We start from the raw sequence: 19,373 nt of genomic DNA, 5'->3' as shown, positions 1-19,373 counted from the left end.
TCGGACGTGCTCAATAGGACTTGGGCAGCCCCAGCGTGTGGTGCGAGACGTAGTTGAGGATCATCTCCCGGCTGACGGGCGCGATGCGGCCCACGCGTGAGGCCGTCAGCAGGGACGCCAGCCCGTACTCGGTCGTCAGGCCGTTGCCGCCGAGGGTGTGCACGGCCTGGTCGACGGCCTTCGCACCGGCCTCGGCCGCCGCGTACTTCGCCATGTTGGCGGCCTCGCCGGCCGCCGTGTCGTCCCCCGCGTCGTACAGGAACGCGGCCTTCTGCGTCATCAGCCGGGCCAGCTCCAGCTCGATGTGCGCCTGCGCCAGCGGATGGGCGATGGCCTGGTGCGAGCCGATGGGGGCCTTCCACACCTGCCGCGTACGGGCGTAGTCCACGGCCGCGGCGAGCGCGAAACGGCCCATGCCGATCGAGAAGGCGGCCGTCATGACACGTTCGGGGTTCAGGCCCGCGAACAGCTGCAGCAGCCCCGCGTCCTCGTCGCCGACGAGGGCCCGCGCGGGCAGCCGTACGTCGTCGAGGTAGAGGTGGAACTGCTTCTCCGGCGCGGACAGCTCCATGTCGATCGGCCGGAAGTCGAAGCCGGGCGTCCCGCGTTCCACCACGAACAGGCACGGCTTGAGCCGGCCCGTGCGCGCGTCCTCGGTGCGTCCCACGACGAGCGTCGCGTCGGCGATGTCCGCACCGGAGACGAAGACCTTGCGGCCGGTGAGCAGCCAGTCCGAGCCGTCGCGGCGGGCCGTGGTCGTCAGCCGGTGCGAGTTGGACCCCGCGTCCGGCTCGGTGATGCCGAACGCCATCCGGACGGAGCCGTCCGCGAGCCCGGGCAGCCACCGGCGCCGCTGCTCCTCGGTGCCGAAGCGCGCGATGACCGTGCCGCAGATCGCCGGGGAGACGATGAGCAGCAGCAACGGGCAGCCCGAGGACCCCAGTTCCTCGAGCACGATGGCCAGTTCGGCCAGACCCCCGCCCCCGCCGCCGTACTCCTCCGGCAGATTGACGCCGAGGTAGCCGAGCGAGCCGGCCTCCTGCCACAGCTTGTCGGTGTGCCGCCCCTCGCGCACGGCCTCGAGGAAGTAGGAACGCCCGTAGCGGCGCCCCAGGTCGGAGACGGCCTTGCGCAGCGCGCGCCGCTCCTCGCTCTCCAGCAGGACGTTGTCGAAGGTGCCTGCCGGTCCGTGCGCAGCGGGCGTGGCGCTCATCCGGACACCTCTTCCTGAACGACGGCCAGTACGGCTCCGACGTCGACCTGGCGGCCGGCCTCGGCGTGCAGTGCGGTGAGCACCCCGTCCGCCGGGGCGGCGACGAGGTGCTCCATCTTCATGGCCTCCAGCCACAGCAGCGGCTGCCCCGCGGCCACCTTGTCGCCGACGGCGACGTCCGCGAGCCGGACCACCGTGCCCGGCATCGGGGCCAGCAGCGAACCCGGCGCGATCCGGTCCTCCGGCTCGGGGAAGCGGGGGAGCGCGGTGAAGCGGTGGGCGCCCGCCGACCCGTCGACGCACACCTCGTCCCCGTAGACCGCGACGTCGAAGGCGCGGCGCACCCCGGCGACCTCCAGCACGACCCGGTCCGCGGTCCGCTCCAGGAGGCGGACGTCCGGGTGGCCCTCGGCGGCCAGGCCCTCGCGGCCGAGCCTGTAGCGGACCTCGTAGCGCGCGCCGTCCGGCTCGGCGCGGTAGGCCTTGGACTGCGGCGCCGACGGCAGGTTGCGCCAGCCGCCCAGCGGATGGCGGCCCGAGGCGTCGGCGAGCGCGGCGGCCAGGGCCGCCAGCCGCGCCGCGCCCTCGTCCCCGGCGGGCGCCGGGCCGAGGCGGTCCAGGAAGGCCGTGGACAGCCGCCCCGCGGCGAAGTCCGGGTCGCGCAGCACCCTCACCAGCAGGTCGCGGTTGGTCGCCAGGCCGTGCACCCGGGCCCGCTCCAAGGCGCTCGCGAGCAGCCGCAGCGCTTGCGGCCGGCCGGCGGCGTGGGCGACGACCTTGGCGAGCAAGGCGTCGTAGTGCACGCCGATCCGGTCGCCGTCGCCGAAGCCCGCGTCCACCCGCAGCCCCGGCGCCTGCGGCACCCGAAGGCGGTGCAGGACGCCCGTCTGCGGCCGCCAGTCGCGGTCCGGGTCCTCCGCGTACAACCGGGCCTCGACCGCGTGCCCGGAGGGCTCTGGGGGAGCGGCCGGGAGCCGCCCGCCCTCGGCGACGTCCAGTTGCAGCGCGACGAGATCCACGCCGAAGACGCATTCGGTCACCGGATGCTCCACCTGGAGCCGGGTGTTCATCTCCAGGAAGTACGCACGGCCGTCCGCCGTCACCAGGAACTCCACCGTGCCCGCGCCCACGTAGCCGATGGCCCGCGCCGCCGCGTCGGCCGCCTCATGGAGCGTCCGGCGCAGGGCGTCGGCGACACCAGGCGCCGGGGTCTCCTCGATCACCTTCTGGTGGCGCCGCTGCACGGAGCAGTCGCGCTCGCCGAGCGTCCACACGGTGCCGTGGGTGTCCGCCAGCACCTGCACCTCGATGTGCCGGCCGTCCTCGACGTACGGCTCCAGGAAGACCTCGCCGTCGCCGAAGGCGGACAGCGCCTCGGCGCCGGCGGCCGCCACCTCACGCTCGAGGTCGGCCGCCTCCCGGACGACGCGCATGCCCCGCCCCCCGCCTCCTGCCGCCGCCTTGACGAGCACGGGCAGCTCGCCGGGACCCGCCTCCAGCACCGGGACGCCCGCCGCCGCCATCAGGCGCTTGGCGCGGGTCTTGGAGCCCATCGCCTCGATGGCCTCGGCCCCCGGGCCGATCCAGACAAGGCCCGCCGCGAGGACGGCCCGGGCGAACACGGCGTTCTCCGACAGGAACCCGTAACCGGGGTGGACGGCGTCGGCGCCCGCGGCGAGGGCGGCCTTGACGATGAGGTCCCCGCGCAGATAGGTGTCGGCCGGCGCGTCGCCCGGCAGCCGGACGGCGGCGTCGGCCTCCCGGACGTGCGGGGCGGAGGCGTCCGCGTCCGAGTGGACGGCGACCGTGGCGATGCCCAGGTCGCGGCAGGTGCGGAAGATCCGGCGGGCGATCTCGCCGCGGTTGGCCACCAGCACTGATGTGATCAAGGTCAGGGCTCCTCACATCCGGAAGACGCCGAAGCCGCCGCGGGCGCCCTCGACCGGTGCGCTGTGCACCGCCGACAGGCACACGCCCAGCACGGTGCGCGTGTCACGCGGGTCGATGACCCCGTCGTCGTACAGCCGTCCCGACAGGAACATCGGCAGCGACTCGGACTCGATCTGCCGCTCCACCACGGCGCGCAGCCCCGCGTCGGCCTCCTCGTCGAAGGGCAGGCCCCGGGCGGCCGCCGACTGCCGTGCGACGATCGACAGGACGCCCGCCAGTTGGGCCGGGCCCATCACGGCGGACTTGGCGCTGGGCCAGGCGAACAGGAAGCGCGGGTCGAAGGCGCGACCGCACATGCCGTAGTGCCCGGCGCCGTAACTCGCGCCTATGAGGACGGAGATGTGCGGCACCCTGGAGTTGGACACCGCGTTGATCATCATGGCGCCGTGCTTGATGATGCCGCCCTGCTCGTACTCGCGGCCCACCATGTAGCCGGTGGTGTTGTGCAGGAAGAGCAGCGGGATGTCGCGTTGGTTGGCGAGCTGGATGAACTGCGCGGCCTTCTGAGACTCCGCGCTGAAGAGCACACCCCGCGCGTTGGCGAGGATCCCGACGGGATAGCCGTGCACGCGCGCCCAGCCGGTCGCCAGGCTCGGCCCGTACAGCGGCTTGAACTCGTCGAACTCCGAGCCGTCCACAACGCGGACGATGACCTCGCGCGGGTCGAAAGGGGTCCTGAGGTCGGCCGGGACGATGTCCAGCAGCTCGTCCTCGTCATGGAGCGGCGGGTCGTAGGCGGCGGCCGGGGCGGGGCCGTGCTTGCGCCGGTTGAGCCGGGCCACCACCCGGCGCGCGGTGCGCAGCGCGTCGGGCTCGTCCAGTGCGAAGTGGTCCGCGAGGCCGGAGGTCCGGGCGTGCATCTCGGCGCCGCCGAGCGACTCGTCGTCGCTCTCCTCGCCGGTGGCCATCTTCACCAGGGGCGGGCCGCCGAGGAACACCTTGGAGCGCTCCTTGACCATGATCACGTGGTCGGACATGCCGGGGATGTACGCGCCTCCGGCGGTCGAGTTGCCGAACACGACGGCGACGGTGGGGATGCCGGCCGCCGACAGCCGGGTCAGGTCGCGGAAGAGCGCACCGCCCGGGATGAAGATCTCCTTCTGGCTGGGCAGGTCCGCGCCGCCCGACTCCACGAGGTTGACCAGAGGAAGCCGGTTGGCGAGCGCGATCTCGTTCGCGCGAAGCGCCTTCCTCAGCGTCCACGGATTGCTCGCCCCGCCGCGGACCGTGGGGTCGTTGGCGGTGATCACGCACTCGGTGCCCTCGACCACGCCGATCCCGGTCACCAGCGACGCGCCGACCGGGTAGTCGCTGCCCCAGGCCGCGAGCGGCGACAGCTCCAGGAACGGGCTGTCCTGGTCCACCAGCAGCTCCACCCGCTCCCGGGCGGTGAGCTTCCCCCGCGCGCGGTGCCGGTCCACGTATGCGGGTCCGCCGCCCCTGAGCGCCTTCTCGTGCTCGGCCGCCAGCTCGGCGAGGCGTTCCAGCATCGCCGTACGGTTCGCGGAGCTCACGCCGCACCTCCTTCACGTGGACGGCGGCCCGGTCCCGGCGGTCCCGCGAACGCCTGGGCGATGTCCAGCCAGCGGTCGGCGTCCTCGCCCTCGGCGCGCACGGCCAGGTCGGCACGGTGCCGGCGGCGGGTCGCCAGCAGGCACAGGTCGAGCGCCGGTCCCGTCACGCGCTGTGCGGCGTCCTCCGGACCGTACGCCCACGTCGTGCCGTCGGGGGCGGTCAGCTCGACCCGGAACTCCTCGGCGGGCGGGGCGAGCCCGTTGACGGCGTACGCGTAGTCGCGGGCCCGTACGGCGATCCGTGCCACGTGCCGCAGCCGCGCGGTCGCGGGACGCCGGACGCCGAGGGCGTCCGCGACGTCCTCCCCGTGCGCCCAGGTCTCCATGAGCCGGGCCGAGGCCATGGACGCGGCGCTCATCGGCGGCCCGAACCAGGGGAAGCGCGTCCCGCCCGGCTGGGCCCGCAGCGCGGCCTGCAGTTCCGCCCGCCCCGAGCGCCAGCGCGCGAGGAGTTCGCCGGGCGGCAGTGCCGCGCCTTCCCCGGCGCCCTCGTCCACGAAGGTGCCGATCGCGGCGGCCGCCTTGTCCACCACGGACCCGAAGCCCTCCGGGTCGGTGACCGCCAGCACGGACTGCCGGTCGGTCCAGGCCAGATGCGCGATCTGGTGGGCCACGGTCCAGCCCACGGCCGGTGTCGGTGTCGCCCAGGCGTCTGGCGGGAGTCCGGCGACCAGGGCGTCCAGGCCCTCGCTCTCGTCGCGAAGGTCGTCCGGTACGGATGCGGGGTCGGACAAGGCTCCCCCTGAATGACGCGACGTCAGAAGCCGTGCGCGTCTCAGGCTGGCACCGGGGCGGGAAACAGGCAAGCGTGCTTGCATGATTTTCCGCCGGGCCCCGGTGCGGCGGCCCGGCGACCGCCTGATGGACTGCCCCGGGCCGGCCCGGCGATCCCGGGTCCGCGCCGTACGGCTCACCGGACGACCCGAGGTTCCCTGCACGCCATGTCACCCCTGTTCGTGGGATTCGTCCCGATACGGGCCCTCAGTGCGGCCGGTCACGTGGTCGGCCGGATCGGGCTGGCGGGGCAGCAGGCGGAGTTCGTCCTCGGGCGGTTCGAGGATCGGGCTGCTGCTGGTCGACCGCCCGTTCATCGGCGGCGGGGCCGGGCGCCTGCCGGGGGCTTGGCGCGGCGGCGGTCGCGCCGGCCGCTCGTCGGCTCGGGGTGGCGCGGAGCCCCCGCGCCGCGGGCTTCCGTTCGGGGACGGGCTCGGCCCGCCGGCGCGAGTTCGCGCACGGCGGCGCGCGCCTGATCCGGATGGTGGGCGACGTCGCCATGGTGACGCGCCGAACGGCCCGCGACGGCGGGGCGCCTTTGGGCGGGCGCTCCACCGTCGCGGGCCGGGTACGTCAGGCGCGGGCGGCCCGACGCGCCAGCAGGGCGTCCCTGCGCTCCTCGAACTTGCGGGCCTGGCAGTCCAGCTCACCCATGAAGAAGCCCAGCTCCTCCTGCGCCTTCAGGCCCTCAGGGCCGAGCCCCGAGGTCTCCAGCACCTTCAGGTGCCGCAGGACGGGCTGGAGCACGTCGTCGTGGTGGATGCGGAGGTTGTAGATGCCGCCGATGGCGATCCGCGCCGCGGAGCGCTCGAAGCCGGGCATCCCGTGCCCCGGCATCCGGAAGCCGACGACCACGTCACGGATCGCCCGCATCGCCTGGTCGGGCGCCAACTGCAGCGCGGCCGCCAACAGGTTGCGGTAGAAGACCATGTGCAGGTTCTCGTCGGTGGCGATGCGCGCGAGCATGCGCTCGCACATCGGGTCGCCCGACCCGCGGCCGGTGTTGCGGTGCGAGATACGGGTGGCCAGTTCCTGGAACGCCACATAGGCCACCGAGTGCAGCATGCTGTGCGCGTTGTCGGACTCGAAACCGTCCGACATGTGCCGCATGCGCAACCGTTCCAGCTCCACCGGGTCGACGGCCCGCGTGGTGAGCAGGTAGTCGCGCATGACGATGGCGTGCCGGCCCTCCTCCGCGGTCCAGCGGTGCACCCAGGTGCCCCAGGCGCCGTCCCGGCCGAAGAGGGTGGCGATCTCGTGGTGGTAGCTGGGGAGGTTGTCCTCCGTGAGGAGGTTGACCACCAGCGATATCCGGCCGACCTCGGTGACCTTCGACTGCTCCGGCGCCCAGGCCTCGCCGCCCATCAACCCGTCGAAGTCACGGCCCTGGCTCCACGGCACGTACTCGTGGGGCATCCATTCCCTGGCCACCGCCAGATGGCGGTTGATCTCGGTCTCGACGACCTCTTCCAGGGCGTACAGCAGCCTGGTGTCGCTCCATGCTTCCGATCCTGTGCTCTGGGACGGGGCAATGGTCACGCGGGGCTCCTGTGGGGGTCGCTGAGAGTGCCTACGGAATCGTAAGTTACGAAACCGTAGGTTAGGTAGCTCCCAAAAGGCAACCCGCCGTCAGGCGTACAGCTCCCGCAGACGGACGGAGAGGCAGGTCACGCACCCTTCGAGCTTCTCGAACTCGCTGATGTCCACCACAACGGGCTCATATCCGAGATCCGCCAGCAGCTCGGCGCTCCGCGGCGCGCTCGCCGCCATCAGCAGTCTTCCGCCGCCGAGCAGCACCACGTGCGCGCCGCCTTCCTCCGGAACCGGCAGGAACTTGGGAAATACTGACGGATCGTCGACCAGCGGCGGATACCCGATGACCGTGCCGTCGGGCAGCGCCGTCACCGCCGACTTCAAGTGCAGCACCTTGGTGACGGGTACGGCGACCACCCGCGCTCCCAGCGGTTCGAACACCGACCGCAGTTGCCGGACGCCCTCGGCGTCGGTCCGCCCGCCCCGACCCACGTAGACGGTGTCCCCGACCTTGAGCACGTCCCCGCCGTCCAGCGTGCCCGGTGGCCGCACCCTGTTGACCGAGAGCCCCAGCGCCGTGACCGCCTCCTCGGCCCCGGGCGCCTCCGCGCGCCGGGAGGCGGCGCCGGACCGGGCGAGCAGCGCCACGTTGCGGAAGACGACGACCGCGTCCTCGACGAACACCGCGTCGGGGCAGTCGTCGGCCGCCGGCGCCTCCACCGTCTCCCAGCCGTGGTGGCGCAGTGCCGCCACATACCCCTCCCACTGGCGCGCGGCCCGCCCGGCATCGACGGGGGAGCGCTCGAGGTGGGTCACCAGTCCTTCGGCGAGGCGCGGGCCGGGACGGCGGACGAGGGCCTTCTTGCTCGGCATGGGACGTTCCCTCCCTGGGTCGGGGGCGGTCGGCGGACGCCCCGGGCGCCGCAGCCGGGCGCAGGGCGAGGTCCGGCGGGGCGATAGCATCGGCAGCCTGATGAGTGCCACTCTTGTCGTCAAGGATCTTGCCGCAGGCCACGGGGACCGCGTCCTGTTCTCCGGCCTCGACCTCGTCGTCGCCCCCGGCGACGTCGTCGGTCTGGTCGGGGCCAACGGCGCCGGCAAGTCGACGCTGCTGCGCATGCTCGCGGGCCTGAGCGCTCCGGAGCAGGGGCAGCTGCGGCTCAGCCCGCCCACCGCGACCGTCGGCCACCTCCCGCAGGAACCCGAACGCCGCCAGGGCGAGACGGTACGGGCCTTCCTCGCCCGGCGCACCGGGGTCGCCGCTGCGCAGGCCGCGCTCGACACCGCCACCCAGTCTCTGGTCGACGGGGCGCCCGGTGCGGACGACGCCTACAACGACAGCCTCGAGCGGTGGCTCTCGCTCGGCGGCGCCGACCTCGAGGAGCGGGCCGAGGAGGCCGGCGAGGCGCTCGGTCTCGGCGTCGGCCTCGACACGCCCATGACGGCCCTGTCCGGCGGGCAGGCCGCGCGGGCGGGCCTGGCGTCCCTGCTGCTGAGCCGCTACGACGTCTTCCTCCTGGACGAGCCCACCAACGACCTCGACCTGGACGGCCTGGAACGCCTGGAGGCCTTCGTTCGCGGTCTCAAGGCGGGCACCGTCCTGGTCAGCCACGACCGCGAGTTCCTGACCCGCACGGTCACCCGCGTCGTCGAGCTCGACCTCGCCCAACAGCAGGTCAACACCTATGGCGGCGGCTACGCCGCCTACCTGGAGGAGCGCGAGACGGCCCGTCGGCACGCCAGGGAGGCGTACGAGGAGTACGCCGACACCAGGAGCGCCCTCGAGTCCCGCGCCCGCATGCAGCGCAACTGGATGGAGCACGGCGTCCGCAACGCCCGCCGCAAGGCGAGCGACAACGACAAGATCGGCAGGAAGCTGCGTGCCGAGTCGACCGAGAAGCAGGCCGCCAAGGCGCGGCAGACCCAGCGCATGATCGAACGCCTCGACGTCGTCGAGGAACCCCGCAAGGAGTGGGAGCTGCGCATGGAGATCACCGCCGCGCCCCGAGCGGGAGCGGTCGTGGCGACGCTGCGCGGCGCCGAGGTCCGCCGCGGGCCGGAGTTCACCCTCGGACCGGTCGACCTGCAGATCGACTGGGCCGACCGGGTGGCCATCACCGGCGCCAACGGCTCCGGGAAGTCGACCCTGCTGGCCGCTCTCCTGGGCCGGGTGCCCCTCGACGCGGGCGCGTCCCAGCTCGGCCCGGGCGTCGTGGTGGGCGAGGTCGACCAGGCCCGCAAGCTGTTCCACGGCGGTGATTCGCTGCTGGACGCCTTCGGCGCGGAGGTCCCCGACACGCCCCCCGCTGACGTGCGCACCCTGCTGGCCAAGTTCGGCCTCAAGGCCGCCCACGTCCTGCGCCCGGCCGCCACCCTCTCGCCGGGCGAGCGCACCCGGGCCGCTCTCGCCCTCCTGCAGGGGCGCGGCGTCAACCTGCTCGTCCTGGACGAGCCCACCAACCACCTCGACCTGCCCGCCATCGAGCAGCTCGAGTCCGCCCTCGCCTCCTACGAGGGCACCCTGCTGCTGGTCACCCACGACCGGCGCATGCTGGAGGCCGTCCGCACCACCCGCCGTATCCAGGTGGCTTCCGGACGTGTCACAGAGCACTGACGCCGTCCGGGAGGCGTGCCCGGACCCCGGTCGCGTGGGAAGATCGGCACCGTGACCGGGCCTGCGCGCACGACCTGCAGTCGGTCCGCGATCCGATACGAGGAGATACCGACGTGAGCATCTACGACATCCCCCTGCGCACCCTCACCGGTGAGCCCGCCTCCCTCGCCGACCACCGGGGCAAGGCCCTGCTGATCGTCAACGTGGCCTCCAAGTGCGGTCTCACCCCGCAGTACGAGTGCCTGGAGCGGCTGCAGAAGCGGTACGCCGACCGCGGTTTCACCGTGCTCGGCTTCCCCTGCAACCAGTTCGCAGGGCAGGAGCCGGGCACGGCCGAGGAGATCGGGACCTTCTGCTCCGCGACCTACGGCGTGAGCTTCCCGCTGTTCGAGAAGACCGATGTCAACGGTGACCAGCGGCACCCGCTGTACGCGGTGCTGACGGAGACCACCGATGCCGAGGGCGAGGCGGGCGACGTGCAGTGGAACTTCGAGAAGTTCCTCGTCGCCGCCGACGGCCGGGTGGTGGGCCGCTTCCGCCCGCGCACCGAGCCCGAGGCCGACGAGCTCGTCGCCGCCCTCGAGGCCCAGCTTCCCGCCTGAGGCTCCGGTCGGGCGCCCGGCTCGACTCCGCGTCCGGGCTCGCGGATGAGCCCGCGGAGGCTCTTGGGGCCGGCCTCGCCGTACCGGCTGTGCCGGCCGGTACGGCGAGCGCGATCCCCAGCCGCCGCCCGGGGCAGGCGGGCCGGGTGGCCTCCCCTGGCGCCAGGCGCCAGGGGAGGCCACTGGTCACCTGAGTGCCGCACCCCGGAAGCCGCCGGAAGAACGGCCGGTGCGGCCGCCATGGTGGCAGTCGGCCTGGCCTTCCCGCCCGGCGCCCCTGCGGCACCGGGTTCGCCGCCGCGCCGCAAGGCCGCGACGCCGTGCCCGCCGTCGCCGAGGACGCTCCCGGCGGTGCAGCACGACTCCCCGAACTCCGCGGCCGCTGGACCGAGCCTCCGCCCGGGGATCGTGCACCGAGGCCGTCCGCGCCCCGGGGGTGCCGGAGGGCGGTACCGAGTCGGTACCGGCGCACCCGCCACCGATAGGCTGAGCAGGGGGAAGCGACGGCCCGGCCCCCGTTGGCCTGCGGCTTTCCCGAGACCGAGACCGTACTCGTTCTGTGAGGATGCCCGTGACGCCCCGAGGTCCCGGCCGCCGGCCCGCCGCCCTGCCGTCGTGGCTGGCCCACCCCCTGCGCTGGCAGCGGGGGCCGGTGCCCTGGCCGGCGGTGTTGCGCGGGGCCCTCGCGGCGGGGCCGCTGCTCGCGCTGGGGATCGGGCTGGGGAGCCTCGAGTTCGGGGTGCTGGCGGGGCTGGGGGCGCTGTTCGCGGGCTTCAGCGACCTCCCCGGGACCCGCAGGGCGGGCGTCGTCCAGATCGGGCTGCCCGCGCTCGTCACCGCGTTCGGCGTCCTGGTGGGCGCGGTGACGCAGAGCGCTCTCATCGGCTGGTGGGCGCTGCCGGTGGTGTTCGCCCTGGGCGCCGCCTCCGGCGCGCTCAGCGTGGTGGGCCCGGTCTGCTCGCGGGCCGGGATGCACGGGCTGGCCGCCGCCGTGGTCGGAATGGGGCTGCAGCTGCCCGGTGGGCCCGGCTACAAGGCGGTGTGCTTCCTCGCCGGGGCGGTCTGGCTGCTCCTGCTGCGGCTCTTCCTACGTCCGCCGCGTCCGGCCGGCGGCGCGCTGGACGGCGAGCGGGCCTCCCTGGCCCGGATCTTCGACGCCCTGGCGGACGCCCTCGACGCCGTCGGAGGGCCCGGCGCCGAGGCCGCGCGGCGGCGGCTGAGCGCCGCCCTGGACCACGGCGACGAGGCGGTACGGCTGCGCCGGCTGAGCCGGCGGCTGCTGCGCAGGTCCGCGAGCCCCGGGGAGATCCTGCTCGCGGAGCGCTTCGGCGTCGCCACCGAACTGACCGACGCCGCCACCGCCCTGCTCTGGGAGGCCCGGCCCCTGCCGCCCGGCACCGGCGACGGCCCGCGGCGGCTCGCCGCGGCCGTGCGGACGGGGACACCGCCCGGTCCGCTGACCGTGCCCGAGACGTCCGCCCCTGGGACGGCCACCCCCGCGCGGGCGGTGTTCAACGCCATGATGCTGCACGCGTCCACCGTCTTCGCCCGCACGGTACCGGCCACCGGCTGCCCCGAGGACGCCGCCCCGCTCCCCGCCCGCGGACCGGCGCCGCTGATGCGCCGCCGCGTTCTCGGCCCCGTGGGCCGCGAGTACGCGCTGAAGGTCGCGGTGTGCGTCACCGCGAGTGCGGCCGTGGCCCTGGCCCTGCGCGCGGACCACTGGTACTGGCTGCCGCTCACGGCGGCGTTCCTGGTGAAGCCCGACATCGGCCCGCTGTTCTCCCGGGTCGTCAACCGCTTCTTCGGCACAGTGCTCGGCGTCCTGGTCTTCACGGCGCTCGCCGCGCCCCTGGGCGACGGGATCTGGTGGACGGCCGTCTGCGCCTGCGCGGCAGGCGCGCTCCTGCCCTTCGCGACCCGCCACTACGCGCTGCAGACCACCGTCGTCACGATCATGGTGCTGGCGTTCGTGTGGGCCGGCGGCGACACCCAGGCCGCCCTGCCCAGGCTGCTGGACACGGCGATCGCCTGCGCGATCGTCGTCATCGTGGGCCACCTGCCCCGGATCACCGGCAGCACCGCACGGGTCGGCCACCTGCTGGCCGTCGCCCAGCGGCGCACCCGGGACTACCTCGGGTACGTCCTGGCCGCGGCTGCGGGCGAGCGCCCTGAGCAGCGCAGGGTGTTGCGCCGGGCGGCCTACAGCGCTCTGGGCGAGGCCCGTGGGGCCGCCGAGACGCTCGCCGCCGAGCTGCCCTCCCGGCACGGAGGCAACGGCGACTGGTCCCGCGTGGTCGCGGCCACCGAACGGATCGTGGACGCGACGACCGCCTGCGTCGTCCGGATGGAGCAGGGCCACCCGCGTCCCTCGGCCCGCGAGGGGGCCCAGGTGGACGCCGCGCTCACGGCGGTCGCCGACACCCTGGACGGCCGTGCTCCCGCCGCGGGTCCCCCGAAGCTCCCCGCGACCCCCGAGTGCGAGACCATCGCGGACATCGTCAGCGAGCTGCACTTCATCCGCGGCATCGTGGCGGGCCTGCCCGTGACCGCGCGGGGCGGGCGCACGGCACGGCGTCCCGTCACCATCGCCGCGCCCGGAGACCCGAAGCCAAAGGCGGACAATCGTCGCGATCAAGACGGGTGAGGCGCTAAGGTCAGGCCAGTCGGCGACACCGGGAGGTTGACGAGGTGGCCGTATTCCTGCTCGGGGTGGGGGCCGCGTGCTGCCTGGGGCTCGGCTTCGTACTCCAGCAGTTGGCCGCCCAGCGCGCCCCCCTGGCCCACTTCCTCTCCTTCAGGCTGCTGCTGCACCTCATGCGGATGCCGCAGTGGCTGCTCGGCGTCTTCCTGATGGTCTGCGGCATGCTGCTCAGCGCCCTCGCGCTCACCAAGGGCGAGGTCTCCCTCGTCGAGCCGCTGACCGCGACCAATCTGGTCTTCGCGCTGGCGCTCTCACGCCGCCTCACCGGCCAGAGACTCGGCCGGCACGGCTGGTCCGGCGTGGTGCTGCTGGCGCTCGGCGTCACCGCCTTCATCGTGGCCGGCCGCCCCTCGGGCGGCGGTCCGCCCGCAGGGGCGCTGCGCCACTGGCTGGTGGTCGGCGTCGTCGTCGGCCTGGCGCTGCTGCTCGTCGCCTGCGCACGGCGGTTGCGTCCGTCGCCGGAGGCGACGGTGCTGGCGCTCGCCGCGGGCCTGCTGTACGGCCTCCAGGACGCCCTGACCCGGATCTCCGGCCAGATCGCCCAGGACGAGGGCGCCGGCGCCCTCTTCACGCACTGGCAGCCGTACGCCATCGTCGCGATGGGCCTGACCGGCCTGATGCTCGTGCAGAGTGCCTTCGAGTCGGCTCCGCTGCGTATGTCGCTGCCCGCGCTGACCGCCGCCCAGCCGCTGGCCGGGATCGCCTGCGGCGTCGGCTTCCTCGGCGACCGGGTGCGCGTCTCGCCCGGCGCGCTGGCCTGGGAGGCGGCGGGGCTCGCCGCGATCGCCGCGGGTGTCGTGCTGCTGGGCCGGCATCCGGCGATGCCGTGCGCGCACGGCGCGTCCCGCAAGGAGGCGGTCGGCGCCGACGGGCCCGGCGAGGAACCCGTCAGGGCCGTCCGCTGAGCGCTACCGCCGACACCTGACCGGCCGGTGGGGCGGGTCCACCGGCGCCGCGCACCGGGGGACACCGCACGGCCCACTTCTGCGGAGGTCCGGACCGAGCGGTGTGTCCCGGCGGTGGCACAGGGCGGGCGTGCCCGTCCGGTGACCGGTGCCGCGGCATCCCGCCGACCGCTCGCTACCGGCCCACCGTCCAGGTGAACCGGGGCTCACGGCGCTCCAGGAAGGCGGTCACGCCCTCTGCCGTGTCGTCGCTGCGCTCCGCCTGGCGGGCCCAGTGGCCGACCCGTTCCGGGGCGATCCGGGAGGCGGTGAACTCCTTGGCCGCCGCCTGCGTGAGCAGCGACCGGGAGGCCAGGACACCGGCGTACTCCTCGACCCGCTTGTCCAGCTCGTCCTCGGCCAGCACCTCGTCCACCAGCCCGGTCCGCAGCGCCCGCTCGTGACCGATGAGCTCCGCGGAGAACAGCAGGTGCTTCGCCGTCGCCGGTCCGACCAGGCTCACCAGCCGGTGCGTGGAGGAGGCGGGGTAGACGATGCCGAGCCGCGCCGGGGTGACCCCGAAGCGCGCGCCCTCCGCGGCGAACCGCAGGTCGCAGGCGGCCGCGAGCTGGCAGCCGCCGCCCACGCAGAAACCGCGGATCGAGGCCAGCGTGGGCTTGGGGAACGCCGCGAGGGCCTCCTCCGCCGCTACGGCCGCGCTCTGCGTCGTGCCGGACGTGCCGGAAGCGTCGGCCGGCGTGCGCAGCAGCCCGGAGATGTCCGCGCCGGCGCAGAAGGTGCCGCCGGCCCCGGCGAGCACCAGGACGCGCACGGCCGGGTCCGCCGCGAGACCGTCGAGGAGGCGGGGCAACTCCTGCCACATCGCCAGGGTCATCGCGTTGCGCTTGGCCGGATTGCTGATCGTCACGGTGGCCGTGGCGCCCACCGTGTGCACCACCAGGCCGGGCACGGACGGCTCGGACATGCCCTGATCCCTCATCTCGTCGTCGTCCCGGCCGGCACGGAGCACGGACGCCGCCCCACCGGGATCCTATCCCGGTCCGCGCCGCCGCATATCGGGTATATGGGCAGTAGCTCCCGACAGGCTCCGACGAGCGCAAGGAGGCGGCGGCCATGGCACCGTTCAAGGGACGCAGGAAACATCCGGAACCCCCGGAGGCCGGTATCAGGCGCAGCTTCGGCTGGGTCGCCGCCCTCGGAGCGGTCCTGGTGGCGGGCGGCCTGGTCGGGCTGTTCTACGTGGGCATCGCGACCATCACCTCGATGCTGCTCTTCGGCTGGCTGCTGCTCGTCGGCGGCGTCGTCGGCCTGGTGCAGGCGGTGCAGAACCACGACACCAACTACTTCTGGCTCGCCCTGGTCGTCGCGGCCCTCTACATCGCCGCCGGGGTGGTCGTGATCCGCAACCCCGAGCAGACGGCGGCCGCACTCACCATGTTCGCGGCGCTGCTGTTCCTGACGGGCGGCATCTTCCGCCTCTTCGGCGGGATGGTGGTGCGTGGGCCGCACATGGTGTGGACGCTCATCCAGGGCGCCGTCGGCATCCTGCTGTCGATCCTGGTTCTCGCCGACTGGCCGCACAGCAGCCTCTACGTCATCGGCGCCTTCTTCTCGCTCGCGCTGCTCTTCGACGGTCTGGGACTGCTGGGCGCGGGCCTCGGCGGCCGGCGGATCGTCGGAATGGTCGCTGATGTCCGGGACGCCCCGCTGACGCGTCAGTGACCGGAAAAGGTCGGATCAGTAAAGCTCATGTGGCTGGCACGCCCGATCGCAATGTGTCGAACCTGATCGAAAGGCACGGATTTTCGGTCAGCGGCTCGGGGCGGGCCCGCCGCCTGCCGACACTCGAACCGTGAGGCGTTCCCCGCCGCCGCCGTGAGCGGGCCGCGGGGGTCGCGGGTTGCATCGCGCGAATGCGAGGGTGAAGACCGCCATGGACGTACGCGGGAGCGTCCCGCCCCCCGAACCGGTGCCCTCGGTGGCTCCGGATGTCCCGCGCCCCTACGAGGGCGTGTGGCGCTTCACCGCTCCGGCGCTGGACTCCTCGGTGCCGCAGGCCCGGCACGCGGTGCGGGACCTGATCGTCCGCCAGGGCGTGCCGGTCGGCGAGGACCTGCTGCACGGAGTGCTGCTGATCGTCTCCGAACTGGTCACCAACGCCGTGCGGCACGCCGCGCTGCTGTCCCCGGAGATCGCCGTGGAGCTCGCCGTCGGCATGGACTGGGTACGGGTCGCCGTCGAGGACAACCACCCGTACCGGCCCAAGGCCCTCCAGGTCGACGACGCCGACACGAACGGGCGCGGCCTGCTGCTGGTCAAGACGGTCACCGCCGAGGCGGGCGGGATGTGCGACGTCCAGCAGACCACGACCGGCGGCAAGGTCATCTGGGCCGCGCTCCCGCTGCCGCGCGGCCTGGTGTCCTGAGCGCCCTGGTCGCGCCGCCGACCGGGCCGGTCCGACCGCGCGGCCCCGGACGCGCGGTGACCGCCCGGACCGCGCCGCAGGGGCTACCAGCCCGCGTCGCCCGTCAGCTCGCGGACCGCGGGCAGCGCGGCGTCCAGCACGGTCGGGAACCAGGCCGAGAAGGGCCCGGAGGCGCGGAGCGCGGCGAGTTCGGCGGGCGACACGAAGGCCGTCTCGCCGATCTCCTCCGGATCCGGGTCCGGGGCCGCGGTCACGAGGCCGACGAAGAGGTGGTTGTACTCCTGCTCGACCAGCCCCGACGCCGGGTCGGGATGGTTGTAGCGGACCGTGCCGGCCTCCCGCATCAGCGCGGGCGCGACGCCGAGTTCCTCGGCGGTGCGGCGCGCCGCGGCGACGAAGGGCGCTTCGCCGGGGTACGGGTGGCCGCAGCAGGTGTTCGACCACACGCCGGGGGAGTGGTACTTCCCCGACGCCCGGCGCTGCAGCAGCAGCCTGCCCTCACTGTCGAAGAGGAACACGGAGAACGCCCGGTGGAGCCGCCCCGGCGCGAGGTGGGCCGACAGTTTCTCCGCGGTGCCGATCGTCGCACCGGCCTCGTCGACCAATTCGAGCAGGATCGGCGCCGGGGCACCGTGGGAAGAGGGCTCCGCGGCGGGTGTGCGGGGCCGGTTGGCGGCGGGGCGTGTGGGCATGGCCATCCTTTGCTTCGACGACAAGACCTCAGTCTGCCTCACGCGGCGACGCCCGGTGCGGTTGCAGCGCGTCCCTGTCCCGTGACGCCGAGTCGCGCACTGCGGCGTCCCCATGGAGGCCACACGGATGGGCGCCCCGACGCCGCGGGCCGTTGACTCTCGCCTGGCGGCGTTGTCGTCGATCGCCGCAGCTCCGCTGCGTCTGTCTTCTCCGCCTTGCCGGACTGGGCCCTCGCCCCGCTCCCTTCTCCACCCGCCCATCCGCGCCACCTTTCAGTGGCACAGGCGCGCCTCGTGCTCCGCGTGACCGACCGGCTCCAGCTGGAAGGTGCAGTGCGCCACGTCGAAGTGGGTGCCGAGGCAGCCCTGCAGGTCGTGCAGCATCTTCTCGTGGCCGACCGCGTCCAGGACGTCCCGGCTCACCACGACGTGCGCGGAGAGCACCGGCATGCCCGAGGTGATCGTCCACGCATGCAGGTCGTGCAGCCCGGCCACCCCGGGCAGCGCGAGGATGTGGGCGCGCACGTCGGCCATGTCCACGTCCTTGGGCGCCGCCTCCAGCAGGACGTCGATCGCCTCGCGCAGCAGCCGCCACGTCCGCGGGACGATCATCAGGCCGATCAGGATCGAGGCCACGGGGTCCGCCCGCTGCCAGCCGGTGGCCAGGATGACCAGCGCCGCCACGACCACGGCCAGCGAGCCCAGCGCGTCCGCCATGACCTCCAGGAAGGCGCCCCGGACGTTCAGGCTGTCGCGCTGCCCGCGCATCAGCAGCAGCAGGGACACGAGGTTCGCCACCAGGCCGACCGCGCCGAAGACGACGGTCAGCCCGCCCTCGATCCCGGGGGGCGTGATCAGCCGGCGGACCGCCTCGTAGAAGATGAGGACACCCACGCCGAACAGCAGCACCGCGTTGGCCACCGCCGAAAGGATCTCCGCCCGCGCCAGCCCGAAGGTGCGGCGCTCGCTCGGCGGGCGGTTGGCGAAGTGGATGGCCACCAGTGCCATCGCCAGGCCCGCCGCGTCGGTGGCCATGTGCCCGGCGTCGGCGAGCAGGGCGAGAGATCCGGTGAGCGCGCCTCCCACGACCTCCGCCACGAGGATCAGCAGGGTGATGCCGAGCGCCGCGCGCAGCCGACCGCGGTAGGCGGCGGCCGCCGTGCCCGTCGGGACGGTCCCCGGCCCGTGCGGGTGGCCGTGGCCGTGCGCGTGTCCAGCGCCCATCGCGCGCCGCTCCCGTCCGTCGCCCTCCGCGCGACGGCGTGTCCGCGCGCGGAGACCGGCGAGCCCAGTGAACAACGGCCGCCATGGCTGGGCAACTCGCCGGCTGCCGCCGCCGTCGTCCGTGGTGACCTGCGGTGATAGGCGTGGGTGGCGGGGAGGCGGTGGTGGTCAGGCGGCGCGTGCCTCCGGGTGGCGCCGGCACCAGCCTTCCCAGGCGGATTCGACCATCTCGCGGATGTCGCGGGTGGCCGTCCAGCCCAGTTCCCGCCGGGTCAGCTCGGACGACGCGACCACGCTGGCCGGGTCGCCCGCCCGTCGAGGCAGGATCACCGGCTCCATCTCCTTGCGCCCGGTGACCTCGAGGATGACGTCGATCAGCTCGCGGACGGAGACGCCCTCGCCGCGTCCGATGTTCACCGTCAGGTCGGTGCCGCCGTCCCGCTCGCCGACCCAGCGGGCCGCGGCGAGGTGGGCGTCGGCGAGGTCCTCGACGTGGATGTAGTCGCGCACGCACGTGCCGTCGGGGGTCGGGTAGTCGGCCCCGAAGATCTGCGGGGCCTCGCCCCGGGTCAGCCTGTCGAAGACCATCGGGACGATGTTGAACACCCCGGTGTCCGCCAGAGCGGGCTCGGCCGCCCCCGCGACGTTGAAGTAGCGCAGGCAGGCGGTGGAGATCCCGTGCGCCCGCCCGGCGGACCGGACCAGCCACTCGCCGGCCAGCTTGGTCTCGCCGTACGGGCTCATCGGCAGGCACGGCGTGGACTCGGTCACCAGCGGCACGTCGGGCAGGCCGTACACGGCGGCGGAGGAGGAGAAGACGAAGCGGCAGATGCCGGCGTCCGCCACCGCCTCCAGCAGTGTGCCGAGGCCGCCGAGGTTCTCCCGGTAGTAGCGCAGCGGCTGCTCCACCGACTCCCCGACCTGCTTTCTGGCGGCCAGGTGCACGACACCCGTGATGCCGTGGTCGGCGATCGCGCGATCCAGGACAGCGCGGTCCAGAACGGATCCATCGACCACCGGGACGTCCGCGGGCACCCTGTCCGGCACACCGGCCGAGCCGTCGTCGAGCACGACCACGCGCTCGCCCGCGCGGGTCATCGCCCGCACCACATGTGATCCGATGAAGCCGGCGCCGCCGGTGATCAACCACGTCATGGCGCCAC

The 19,373-nt window shown here is 73.9% G+C and carries 16 protein-coding genes; 6 read left to right on the top strand and 10 right to left on the bottom strand.

All coding sequences use genetic code 11. From position 1 onward, the window contains the following. Positions 1 to 10 precede the first annotated feature (10 nt). The 6 genes from AC3ET4_RS21710 to ddaH all read right to left on the bottom strand — a co-directional run bounded on the left by AC3ET4_RS21710 (position 11) and on the right by ddaH (position 7,917). Positions 11 to 1,213, bottom strand: a complete 1,203-nt coding sequence (locus AC3ET4_RS21710) for an acyl-CoA dehydrogenase family protein (RefSeq protein ID WP_431951895.1) — start codon at positions 1,211 to 1,213, stop codon at positions 11 to 13. After that, a complete protein-coding gene (locus AC3ET4_RS21705) occupies positions 1,210 to 3,102 on the bottom strand; it encodes an acetyl/propionyl/methylcrotonyl-CoA carboxylase subunit alpha (RefSeq protein ID WP_431951893.1) in 1,893 nt (630 codons plus the stop codon). Before AC3ET4_RS21705 ends, AC3ET4_RS21710 begins: the two co-directional genes overlap by 4 nt. A gap of 12 nt (positions 3,103 to 3,114) precedes the next feature. Further along, complete coding sequence (locus AC3ET4_RS21700; RefSeq protein ID WP_431951947.1) at positions 3,115 to 4,653, bottom strand: acyl-CoA carboxylase subunit beta; 1,539 nt, start codon at positions 4,651 to 4,653, stop codon at positions 3,115 to 3,117. Between the two features lie 20 nt (positions 4,654 to 4,673). After that, complete coding sequence (locus AC3ET4_RS21695; RefSeq protein WP_431951891.1) at positions 4,674 to 5,471, bottom strand: TIGR03084 family metal-binding protein; 798 nt, start codon at positions 5,469 to 5,471, stop codon at positions 4,674 to 4,676. A 613-nt stretch (positions 5,472 to 6,084) separates the two neighbouring features. After that, positions 6,085 to 7,050, bottom strand: a complete 966-nt coding sequence (locus AC3ET4_RS21690) for an acyl-ACP desaturase (RefSeq protein ID WP_431951889.1) — start codon at positions 7,048 to 7,050, stop codon at positions 6,085 to 6,087. A gap of 90 nt (positions 7,051 to 7,140) precedes the next feature. Then, on the bottom strand, positions 7,141 to 7,917 hold the full coding sequence (ddaH, locus tag AC3ET4_RS21685) for a dimethylargininase (RefSeq protein ID WP_431951888.1): 777 nt from the start codon (positions 7,915 to 7,917) through the stop codon (positions 7,141 to 7,143). Positions 7,918 to 8,017: 100 nt separating this feature from the next. Between ddaH and AC3ET4_RS21680 the strand changes: the two genes are divergently transcribed. The 4 genes from AC3ET4_RS21680 to AC3ET4_RS21665 all read left to right on the top strand — a co-directional run bounded on the left by AC3ET4_RS21680 (position 8,018) and on the right by AC3ET4_RS21665 (position 13,869). Further along, a complete protein-coding gene (locus AC3ET4_RS21680) occupies positions 8,018 to 9,658 on the top strand; it encodes an ABC-F family ATP-binding cassette domain-containing protein (protein WP_431951886.1) in 1,641 nt (546 codons plus the stop codon). A gap of 113 nt (positions 9,659 to 9,771) precedes the next feature. Beyond that, positions 9,772 to 10,260, top strand: coding sequence for a glutathione peroxidase (locus AC3ET4_RS21675; protein WP_431951884.1), 489 nt, complete (start codon positions 9,772 to 9,774; stop codon positions 10,258 to 10,260). 571 nt (positions 10,261 to 10,831) lie between these two features. Continuing rightward, positions 10,832 to 12,907 carry an FUSC family protein gene (locus tag AC3ET4_RS21670; protein ID WP_431951882.1) on the top strand — a complete coding sequence of 692 codons (2,076 nt, stop codon included), beginning with the start codon at positions 10,832 to 10,834 and terminating at the stop codon, positions 12,905 to 12,907. A gap of 44 nt (positions 12,908 to 12,951) precedes the next feature. After that, entirely contained in the window at positions 12,952 to 13,869 is a 918-nt protein-coding gene (locus tag AC3ET4_RS21665; RefSeq protein ID WP_431951880.1) for a DMT family transporter, read from the top strand. Positions 13,870 to 14,044: 175 nt separating this feature from the next. On the opposite strand, the gene AC3ET4_RS21660 is transcribed toward AC3ET4_RS21665, so the two are convergent. Next, complete coding sequence (locus AC3ET4_RS21660; RefSeq protein ID WP_431951878.1) at positions 14,045 to 14,833, bottom strand: enoyl-CoA hydratase/isomerase family protein; 789 nt, start codon at positions 14,831 to 14,833, stop codon at positions 14,045 to 14,047. A gap of 149 nt (positions 14,834 to 14,982) precedes the next feature. Here AC3ET4_RS21660 and AC3ET4_RS21655 point away from each other — a divergent pair, with 149 nt between their 5' ends. Together AC3ET4_RS21655 and AC3ET4_RS21650 are read left to right on the top strand one after the other, a co-directional pair. Beyond that, positions 14,983 to 15,591 carry an HdeD family acid-resistance protein gene (locus AC3ET4_RS21655; protein ID WP_431951876.1) on the top strand — a complete coding sequence of 203 codons (609 nt, stop codon included), beginning with the start codon at positions 14,983 to 14,985 and terminating at the stop codon, positions 15,589 to 15,591. Positions 15,592 to 15,802: 211 nt separating this feature from the next. After that, a complete protein-coding gene (locus AC3ET4_RS21650; RefSeq protein ID WP_431951874.1) occupies positions 15,803 to 16,294 on the top strand; it encodes an ATP-binding protein in 492 nt (163 codons plus the stop codon). An 83-nt stretch (positions 16,295 to 16,377) separates the two neighbouring features. On the opposite strand, the gene idi is transcribed toward AC3ET4_RS21650, so the two are convergent. From idi to galE, 3 genes are all read right to left on the bottom strand, one after another. Continuing rightward, entirely contained in the window at positions 16,378 to 16,986 is a 609-nt protein-coding gene (gene idi / locus AC3ET4_RS21645; RefSeq protein ID WP_431951872.1) for an isopentenyl-diphosphate Delta-isomerase, read from the bottom strand. Between the two features lie 273 nt (positions 16,987 to 17,259). After that, complete coding sequence (locus AC3ET4_RS21640) at positions 17,260 to 18,210, bottom strand: cation diffusion facilitator family transporter (RefSeq protein ID WP_431951870.1); 951 nt, start codon at positions 18,208 to 18,210, stop codon at positions 17,260 to 17,262. Between the two features lie 168 nt (positions 18,211 to 18,378). After that, complete coding sequence (galE, locus tag AC3ET4_RS21635) at positions 18,379 to 19,365, bottom strand: UDP-glucose 4-epimerase GalE (RefSeq protein ID WP_431951945.1); 987 nt, start codon at positions 19,363 to 19,365, stop codon at positions 18,379 to 18,381. Positions 19,366 to 19,373: the final 8 nt, after the last annotated feature.

The organism is Actinacidiphila sp. bgisy167, from assembly GCF_057707665.1.
This window is presented reverse-complemented; position numbering and strand designations above follow the sequence as displayed.

What these genes read in the sequence shown, in the direction of transcription:
- AC3ET4_RS21710 (WP_431951895.1), bottom strand. Translation starts at nt 1,213, where the DNA reads ATGAGCGCCACGCCCGCTGCGCACGGACCGGCAGGCACCTTCGACAAC.
- AC3ET4_RS21700 (WP_431951947.1), bottom strand. Translation starts at nt 4,653, where the DNA reads ATGCTGGAACGCCTCGCCGAGCTGGCGGCCGAGCACGAGAAGGCGCTC.
- ddaH (WP_431951888.1), bottom strand. Translation starts at nt 7,917, where the DNA reads ATGCCGAGCAAGAAGGCCCTCGTCCGCCGTCCCGGCCCGCGCCTCGCC.
- AC3ET4_RS21680 (WP_431951886.1), top strand. Translation starts at nt 8,018, where the DNA reads ATGAGTGCCACTCTTGTCGTCAAGGATCTTGCCGCAGGCCACGGGGAC.
- AC3ET4_RS21660 (WP_431951878.1), bottom strand. Translation starts at nt 14,833, where the DNA reads ATGTCCGAGCCGTCCGTGCCCGGCCTGGTGGTGCACACGGTGGGCGCC.
- AC3ET4_RS21655 (WP_431951876.1), top strand. Translation starts at nt 14,983, where the DNA reads ATGGCACCGTTCAAGGGACGCAGGAAACATCCGGAACCCCCGGAGGCC.
- AC3ET4_RS21650 (WP_431951874.1), top strand. Translation starts at nt 15,803, where the DNA reads ATGGACGTACGCGGGAGCGTCCCGCCCCCCGAACCGGTGCCCTCGGTG.
- idi (WP_431951872.1), bottom strand. Translation starts at nt 16,986, where the DNA reads ATGCCCACACGCCCCGCCGCCAACCGGCCCCGCACACCCGCCGCGGAG.
- AC3ET4_RS21640 (WP_431951870.1), bottom strand. Translation starts at nt 18,210, where the DNA reads ATGGGCGCTGGACACGCGCACGGCCACGGCCACCCGCACGGGCCGGGG.
- galE (WP_431951945.1), bottom strand. Translation starts at nt 19,365, where the DNA reads ATGACGTGGTTGATCACCGGCGGCGCCGGCTTCATCGGATCACATGTG.